Annotated in this window: 10 protein-coding genes; 3 read left to right on the top strand and 7 right to left on the bottom strand. The window is 70.2% G+C overall.

Features of this window, described 5'->3' with window-relative positions; genetic code table 11:
- Window positions 1-104: 104 nt before the first annotated feature.
- The 4 genes from VGF12_RS08910 to VGF12_RS08895 all read right to left on the bottom strand — a co-directional run bounded on the left by VGF12_RS08910 (window position 105) and on the right by VGF12_RS08895 (window position 3071).
- The gene (locus VGF12_RS08910; protein ID WP_331175683.1) at window positions 105-737 is read right to left on the bottom strand and encodes a Crp/Fnr family transcriptional regulator; all 633 of its coding nucleotides are present in this window, start codon (window positions 735-737) and stop codon (window positions 105-107) included.
- A 53-nt stretch (window positions 738-790) separates the two neighbouring features.
- The gene (locus VGF12_RS08905; protein ID WP_331175682.1) at window positions 791-1468 is read right to left on the bottom strand and encodes a helix-turn-helix transcriptional regulator; all 678 of its coding nucleotides are present in this window, start codon (window positions 1466-1468) and stop codon (window positions 791-793) included.
- Window positions 1469-1584: 116 nt separating this feature from the next.
- Entirely contained in the window at window positions 1585-2226 is a 642-nt protein-coding gene (locus VGF12_RS08900) for an MBL fold metallo-hydrolase (protein ID WP_331175681.1), read from the bottom strand.
- 152 nt (window positions 2227-2378) lie between these two features.
- A complete protein-coding gene (locus VGF12_RS08895; RefSeq protein WP_331175680.1) occupies window positions 2379-3071 on the bottom strand; it encodes a hypothetical protein in 693 nt (230 codons plus the stop codon).
- A 134-nt stretch (window positions 3072-3205) separates the two neighbouring features.
- Between VGF12_RS08895 and epsC the strand changes: the two genes are divergently transcribed.
- Both epsC and VGF12_RS08885 read left to right on the top strand, forming a co-directional pair.
- A complete protein-coding gene (gene epsC / locus VGF12_RS08890) occupies window positions 3206-4135 on the top strand; it encodes a serine O-acetyltransferase EpsC (protein WP_331175679.1) in 930 nt (309 codons plus the stop codon).
- Between the two features lie 36 nt (window positions 4136-4171).
- A complete protein-coding gene (locus tag VGF12_RS08885) occupies window positions 4172-4564 on the top strand; it encodes a nuclear transport factor 2 family protein (protein WP_331175678.1) in 393 nt (130 codons plus the stop codon).
- Here VGF12_RS08885 and VGF12_RS08880 read toward each other — a convergent pair.
- A complete protein-coding gene (locus tag VGF12_RS08880) occupies window positions 4561-5787 on the bottom strand; it encodes a potassium/proton antiporter (protein WP_331175677.1) in 1227 nt (408 codons plus the stop codon). The genes VGF12_RS08885 and VGF12_RS08880 overlap by 4 nt on opposite strands.
- A gap of 4 nt (window positions 5788-5791) precedes the next feature.
- The gene (locus tag VGF12_RS08875; protein WP_331175676.1) at window positions 5792-6898 is read right to left on the bottom strand and encodes a mechanosensitive ion channel family protein; all 1107 of its coding nucleotides are present in this window, start codon (window positions 6896-6898) and stop codon (window positions 5792-5794) included.
- A gap of 193 nt (window positions 6899-7091) precedes the next feature.
- On the opposite strand from VGF12_RS08875, the gene VGF12_RS08870 reads away from it, so the two are divergent.
- Window positions 7092-7394: a DUF2789 domain-containing protein gene (locus tag VGF12_RS08870; protein WP_331175675.1), complete on the top strand. Its 303-nt coding sequence runs from the start codon at window positions 7092-7094 to the stop codon at window positions 7392-7394.
- Here the strand turns inward: VGF12_RS08870 and VGF12_RS08865 are convergent.
- A partial coding sequence (locus VGF12_RS08865; protein ID WP_331175674.1) for a tryptophan 7-halogenase occupies window positions 7378-7944 on the bottom strand: 567 nt, incomplete at its 5' end. The two genes, VGF12_RS08870 and VGF12_RS08865, sit on opposite strands and share 17 nt — an antisense overlap.

Genomic DNA, 7944 nt, shown 5'->3' with positions numbered 1-7944 from the left:
GGCTCTACGCCCGGGCGCCGCGACCGGACAAGCGCTTCCCGGTCGCGCCGCCGCTCAAGGCAGCTCAGCCCTCGAACGGCTGAGGCGCGGGACGCCGACGCGCGTCACCAACGGGCGGGCAGGGTCTTCAGCCGCTGGTATTCGCCGGCCGCAACGCGACGCAGATAGCCGCCCAGCTCCAGGTCCTTGACGAGCTTGGACACCATCTCGCGCGAGCAGCCCAGGCGCTGGGCCATCCCCTGGTGGGTCAGCGCCAGGTGGCGGCCGTCGCCGGTGGACTCGTCGATGAGGTTCTTCAGTCGGCCGTAAACGTCGTTCAGCGCCAGTTGCTTGGTCGACAGCGTGGCCGCCCGCGCGCGGCGGATGACCTTGGTCAGAAGCTCGAAGGCGAACTCCGGGTGCTCACTGATATGGGTCAGCAGGCTGGCGCGAGTGACCATCACGAGGCGGCTGCCCGACTCGGTGATGACGCTGGCCGAGCGCGGCCCGCCGTCCAGACTCATCTCGCCGACGTACTCGCCGGGGCCATAGACGCCGTAGGTGATCTCGCGCCCGCGCGCATCGCTGCTGTAGGCGCGCAGCGAGCCCGCGAGGATCAGATAGAGGTTGTCGCCGATCGAGCCTTCCTCGATCAGCACGACGCCCTTGCGGTAGCTGCGCGCCATGCCGCGTGCCGCCAGCAACCGCAGCGACGGCGGCAGGGCTTGAAGTTCGTTGTCAAGGGATTCGTCAGCCATCCGGACAGCGCCGCGGGCAAGAGGCCCGTCGGCGCGCCGAATGTTAGTTCACGTCAGTTGACCAGCTTGGCCGGCCGCAGCGACGACACCAGCGGCGGCAACAGTGCAAGCTGACGCATCAGTTCGCCGATGCTGTCGGCGCCGCTCTTGGCGCGGATGCTCTGGATCTGGCTGCGCACCGTCGAGATGGCCACGCCCTGGCGCTGCGCCACTTCGGTGGGCTTCACGCCGTTGGACAGGGCCTTCAGCACCTCGGTCTCGGCCGGCGTCAGCTGGTAGCGCAGCGCGAACCACTGCGCGGCGAGGTCGCCGCAGAGTTGGCGGCGCTCCAGAATCAGCAGCACGGCGGCCTGGCTGACGTCACGGTTGAGCGGCACGACCACCACGTTGGCTCGGCCGCATTCGGCGCGCTCGTCGCCCAGGCGCAGCAGGCAGCGCCGCCCGCTCGCCTCCGCGCCCTCCAGCGCTTCGGCCAGCGGCACGGCGTCGGTCAGCAACCGCGCGCGCAGGTGCTGGCCGACCAGTTCCAGCGGGTGGTTGTCATCCAGCGAGGCGCGCGCCGCCAGGTTGGCGTGCAACACACGGCCGGCACCATTGAGCAGCACGACGCCATGGTCGAGCTCCTCCAGCACCAAACCCAACCATTGACTGGACAGCGAAGCCGCAGCACGGCGTTCGCGAGGACGGGAGCCGGGGACCTGGCCCGACGGTACAAATTCGGACATCCACATCGAAGCACTCCTCGGCCCGCCCTTGCGAGCCATCATCAAAGCGTAGGAGAGCACGTTTGGACCTGGGCGTAAATGTTGCTGGATGTGCTTGTGAACGAATTACGGCGGACCGTCGCTCAAATGCCATCAGCAACATAGGGATTGCCGAGACGCTCCCTTCCGATGCTGCTTTCAGGGCCGTGGCCCGGAATGAAGATCGTGTCATCGCCCATCGGCCAAAGCCGCTGGCGGATGGCATCGAGCAGCTGCTGGTGGTTGCCGCCGGGGAAATCGGTGCGGCCGATGCTGCCGGCGAACAGCACGTCGCCGACGAATGCCCGCTGGGCCGAGGCCGAGTGGAAGACGACATGGCCCGGCGTATGGCCAGGGCAATGGCGCACGGCCAGGGTCTCCTGGCCGATCTGCACCGTGTCGCCATCGTGCAGCCAGCGGTCCGGCGTGAAGCCCTCGGCCGGGGGGAAGCCGAACATCTTGCTCTGCTGCGCCAGGCCGTCGATCCAGAACTGGTCGCCCGGATGCGGCCCGATGATGGGCAGGCCTTGCTCTCGAGCCAGTTGGCCCGTCCCGCCGGCATGGTCGATGTGGGCGTGGGTCAGCCAGATGGCCTTCAGGTGCAGGCCGCGCTCGCGCACGGCCGCCAGCAGGCGCGGCAGCTCGCCGCCGGGGTCGATGATGGCGGCGTCCAACGTGACGTCGCACCAGACGATGGAGCAGTTCTGCTGGAAGGGCGTGACGGGCAGGGTCAGGTACTGGAGCATGGACGCATGGTTGGGGGCTGAAAACAATGCTGTGAACTGGTCGTCAATGTACCGATCTGGCCTTGAAGCCGGACCAGCGTCAATGCTTCCAGGTCGAGCGCATCGGCTGACGGTCTTGAATCTCTGTTCACCGGAAACCCGGTCCCCAGCGTTCAGTCCTTCAATCCGCGCGCCCAGAGCCTGTCGGCGGCCTCGAACATCGTCGATGCCGCCAGTGCCGCCGGGTCGCTGGCAAGCGTCAGCCAGTCCAGCGTGTCGTGATGGCTGCCCGGGATCAGGTCCGTCGAGCGCTGGGCCGTGAGCCAGGCATGCAGCCGGCCATAGAGGCCGGGATGGTGTTCGCGCGTCCACGCCAGGCCGACGAGGTCGCCATACGCCTCCTCGCGGCGGGTGGAACGCATGTCCAGCCAGGCGCGCTGCAGGTCGGGTGCGAGGCCCTGAGGTGCATGGGGCGCGACGAAGCCGGCCGGCACGCCGTACCAGGCGCCGTCCAGATAGCGGCGGCAGTGCCCCAGCTCGTGGGCGGTCATCAGCTCCAGCGCCGGTCCGAGCAGCGCCGGCTCGATGCCGTCGAGCTGGCGCTGGGCCAGGGGGTTGCCGCGCATCGACAGCACCAGCTTGCAGCGCCCTTCGACGAACCCCAGCGCCAGAGGTGCCAGGCCGGGGGCATCCTGGGGCTGCACAACGACATCGACCGGCAGCCCGAGCCGTTCACGGGCATGAGCCACGACGGGCGCGATGCCCTGTAGCCAGCGGGTCTCGAGCGGGGTCAGCTCGGTGGCCCGAGCGGCGGGCGGCAGGGCGGCCGCAACGAGGGCAAGGGCAAGAAACAGACGGCGCAGCACGGCAAGAACTCCTGTCCGCGCATCTTCGGGCGATGCCAGTCCGGCGTGACGGCGCCGCGCGAGCCGGGCGTGAACTATGCAGACCAAACCCTGGCCGCGTGGGCATTGCGGGTGGATTCCTATACTCAAATCCCATGACCCCAGCCGCCGCCCCCACCCCCGCGTCGACGCCAGCGCCCGGCGATGAACTGCAGTCTGCTGTCGAAGCGTTGCGCGGCGTGCGCAGACGCTGGCGCGAGGAGCACCGACGCGGGGGCGACGGCCGCGAGCTGCCCTCGCGCGAACTGCTGGCGGGCATGGTGCAGGCCCTGTCGGGCGCCCTCTTCCCGATGCGCCTGGGCCCGCCGACGCTGCAGCCCGAGGACGAAGATTTCTACGTTGGCCACACCCTGGGCAGCGCGCTGACGACGCTGCGCCACCAGGCCGCGCTGGAGCTGCGCCACGACGCCCGTCAGCGCGGCGAGCTCGAACCCACCGGCGATGCCGCCGAGCTGGCCGCCCGCTTCCTGCGCACCCTGCCCGGCGTGCGCGAGCTGCTGGACAGTGACGTGCTCGCTGCCTACCGCGGCGACCCGGCGGCACGCAGCGTTGACGAGGTGCTGCTGTGCTACCCGGGTCTGCGCGCGCTGATCAGCCATCGGCTGGCCCATGAGCTCTACCAGCTCGGCCTGCCGCTGATTGCCCGCGTCATCGCCGAGCTGGCCCACGCCGAAACCGGCATCGACATCCACCCCGGCGCCACCATCGGCAGCGGCTGTTTCATCGACCACGGCACCGGCGTCGTCATCGGGGAGACGGCCGTCATCGGCGAGCGCGTGCGCATCTACCAAAACGTCACACTGGGCGCCAAGAGCATCCCCACGGACAGCGACGGCCTGGCGGTCAAGGGCCAGCCGCGCCACCCGGTCGTCGAGGATGAGGTCGTCATCTATGCCGGCGCCACCGTGCTGGGCCGCGTCACCATCGGCCGCGGCGCCGTCATCGGCGGCAATGTCTGGCTGACGCGGAGCGTGGCGCCGGGCAGCCTTGTCACGCAGGCGGACTCGCTGGCGTGCACAACCTGAAACAGCATGCGCCGCGCGGCGCACTAAGGTATTCGCATGCCCAGCGATGAACAGGCGATACGCGACCTCGTCGCGACCTGGATGGACGCCAGCCGCAATGGCGACGTGGCCGCCGTGCTCGACCTGATGGCCGACGACGCCCTCTTTCTGACGCCCGGCCGCCCGCCCATGACCAAGGCCGACTTCGCCAAGGCGGCGAGCCCGCAGGCCGGCGGCAAGGGACCCCGCTTCGATGGCCACAGCGAGATCCTGGAGATCCAGCTGATGGGCGGCTGGGCCTTCATGCGCAGCCGGCTCACCGTCACCGTCACGCTGCCGGACGGCTCGCCGCCGACGCGCCGCGAGGGCCACACGTTGACGGTGCTGCGCAAGGACGGCGGCCGCTGGCGACTGGCGCGCGACGCCAACCTGCTGGCGCCGGTGGGCTAGGGCTGGTTCAGTCCCAGCCAGCGCGCCAGGGGCGCCAGCGTCGGGCCCTGGATGAGCAGCGACAGCAGCACGACGACGAAAGCCACGTCAAAGCAGCGCCACCCGTCGGGCAGGCCGGCCAGCACCGGGTAGATAGCCAGCACGATGGGCACGGCACCCCGCAGGCCCGACCACGCCACGAAGCACTGCGAGCGCCAGTCGAAGCCCAGCGGCGCCAGGCACAGCAGCACCGCCGCGGGCCGCGCGATGAACATCAGTCCGGCGGCCACCAGCAGGGCCGGGCCGATGAGGCGCCAGACCTCGTGGGGCGTGACGAGCAGGCCCAGCAGCAGGAAGAGCACCGCCTGGGCCAGCCACGTGTAGCCGTTCAGCCCCGGCAGGCCCAGCGCAGCGACGCGCTCGGCGCGGTGTCGCACCAGCAGGCCGGCGATGTAGACGGCCAGGAAGCCCGAACCGCCGCTGCGGTTGGTGACCGCGAAGAGCAAGAACCCGAGGGCTGCCAGCAGCAGCGCTGCCAGGCCGTCGTGGTCGTCGGCGATGGGCAGGCGCCGCACCCACCACGCGGCCAGCAGCCCGCCGGCCACGCCCAGCGTCAGGCCCAGGCCCAGCTGCTCGCCCAGCAGCCACAGCAGGTCCGCCAGCCCCGCCACGCGCATGTCGCCCGTCTGGCCCAGCGGCGTCAACCAGGCGATGAGGCCCAGCGTCAGCACCATGGCCATGGGGTCGTTCATCGCCGACTCGACCTCGATGGTGGCACCCAGGCGCGGCGCCAGCTTCAACCGGCTGGCGCTGAACTGCGCAAACACGGCCGCGGCATCGGTGGACGACACGGCCGCGCCGAGCAGCAGCCCGCCGGCCCAGGGCAGGTCCAGCAGCAGCCGCGCGATGCCGGCGACGATGACGGCCGTGGCCGCCACGCCCACGGTCGCCAGCAGGCTGGCCGGCAGCAAGCCGCGACGCACCTCGGGCCAGCGCGTGCGCAGGCCGCCGTCGAAAAGGATGAGGGCCACGGCCAGGTTGCCGACGTTGACCGCCAGGCGGTGGCTGTCAAAGGGCAGGCCCAGCGGGCCGTCCACGCCGGCCAGCATGCCCACCGCCATGAAGACGAGCAGGTGCGACAGGCCCAGGCGGTGCGTGTAGAGCGCGCCCGCGATGGCGATCAGCACCAATGCCGCGACCACCGCCGTCAGCAGCTCCGGGCCCGGCGCAAGGGCAGGCGCCATGGCGTCAGCCGGCCGACGGCGCGATGACCGGCCCGTCCGGCGCAGCCTGCAGACCGACCACGTTCACCGTGCGGGGCGGCACCGCGAAGCGGATGCCGCGCTGCTGCAGCTCGCGCATCAGCGCCAGGTTGAGCGCCTGCTGACGGTCCATGTAGACGTCGTAGCTCGGGTCCTTGACGCGGTACACGACCTCGAAGTTCAGTGCGTTGTCGCCAAAGCCCTTGAAGTGGGCACGCACGAGTTCGAGCAGCGGGTCCTCGTCGATGAGCGCCTTCACGAGCGGGGGCACGGCGGCTACCTCGTCGGCTGTGGCCCCGTACGCAATGCCGAAGCTGAACAGCACGCGACGCGTCTGCAGACGCTTGAAGTTGGCCACCGTGCGCTTGAGCAGCTCGGCGTTGGACATGACGATCTGCTCGCCGCCCAGGCTGCGGATTCGCGTCGTCTTCAGGCCCACGCGCTCGACGGTGCCGGTCACGTCGCCGACGGTGATGGAGTCGCCCACCTCGAAGGGCTTGTCCACCGCGATGGCCAGCGATGCGAACAGGTCGCCGAGGATGTTCTGCACCGCCAGTGCCAGCGCGATGCCGCCGATACCCAGAGATGCGATGAAAGCCGTGATGTTGACGCCCAGGTTGGACAGCACGGCCAGCACCACCACCACCCACAGCGCGCCACGCAGGCCCCAGCCGATCAGCGTGGCCGAGGCCGACAGCGTGCCGCTGCCGCCGTGGCGCAGTTGGTGCGCCGCCAGCAGGTCCGCGACGGCCTGCTGGGCCCACAGGCCCAGCTGCAAGGCCATGACGGCGAACCAGAGCTGGGCCACCCGCCCATGCCAGCGGTCGTCCAGCGGCAGCAGGCTCAGGCCCACGAGCAGGCCCACCACCCAGATCAGCGCGACGTGGGTGCGCTCCAGCACGCTGACGAGGTGGTCATCCAGCGCGCTTTGGGTGTGCGTGGACAGCGCGCGCAGGCGCTGCACCAGCAGGCGCAGACCGGCTTTGATGACGAGGATGGTCAGCAGGCCGGCCAGCACCGCGGGCAGCACGTCGATCCAGCCCAAGTCGGGCCAGGCACCCTCGGCACGGGCAAGCAGTTCACTCCAGGTCATCGACAGGCTCCTAGGGTCTTCATGCCCGACCCTAGGCCCGCCCCGGAAGGCCGTCTGTCAGCGAAGCGGCAGCGGGGGCTGTGGGCCTTGGCTGACAACGCCGCGGGGCCGGACGCGGCCCCCGCCGACACCGCCCGGCGGGCACGACGCCTAAGGTGGCGAGACCTCACGGAACGCTGCGGAAGGACACACCATGGACACCACCACCCACCACGAGCTGCCCGAGCTCTTCGCGCAGTTGGGACTGCCGGATACGCCGGCCGAGATACGGCAGTTCATCCGCCGGCACCGGCCGCTGCCGCAGACCCTCAACCTGTCGGAGGCACCGTTCTGGAACGCCGGCCAGGTCGCCTTTCTGCGCGAGCAGTGGCAGGCCGACGACGGCGACTGGTGCGTGCAGATCGACCAGCTCAACACGCTGCTGCGCGAGCATCCCGATCCCCAGGAACTGCCCCAGGCCGAAGACGGCCGCAGCGACCTCAGCGTCCCGCGTTGATCTGCTGGATCAGCGCGCGGTGGCTGGGCAGTTCGGCCGCCGCGCGTTCGGCGAAGCGCTGGATCTTGGCGAAGACCTTGCCCGCCTCGTCCAGGCGCGGGAAGTCGTCGCGGCCGGCGCCGAGCTCGGTGACGAAGCCCATGCCATAGAGGATGTACTGGTAGTTGAAGAAGGCGAAGGTTTCGGTGTCCAGCACGAAGTCGAACCGACCCGGCGGGCGCAGCTTCCATTCCTCCAGCAGCCCGGCCAGTCGCGCAGGGATGGAGCCTGACGCGGCGTTGTCGCGCCAGAAGGGCTCGGGGCGCCCGCTCAACGCGTAGTGCAGCTTCAAGAAGGCGATGATGTTCTCGAAGCGGGCCGTCATCAGCTCGTTGAAGCGCCGCGCCGGCGCGGCGATGGGGCCGCTGTGCGGCAGCATCTCGGCGATCATGCCGACCGCCGCCTCGACCAGGACGAGCCCCGTGGCCTCCAGCGGCTCCAGGAACCCCGCCGACAGCCCGACGGCCACGCAGTTCCCGACCCATTGCCGCTCCCGGTAGCCGGGCGCGAA

Origin of the sequence: Roseateles sp. (assembly GCF_036404855.1) — a bacterium.
Taxonomy (GTDB): domain Bacteria; phylum Pseudomonadota; class Gammaproteobacteria; order Burkholderiales; family Burkholderiaceae_C; genus Pelomonas.
This window is presented reverse-complemented; position numbering and strand designations above follow the sequence as displayed.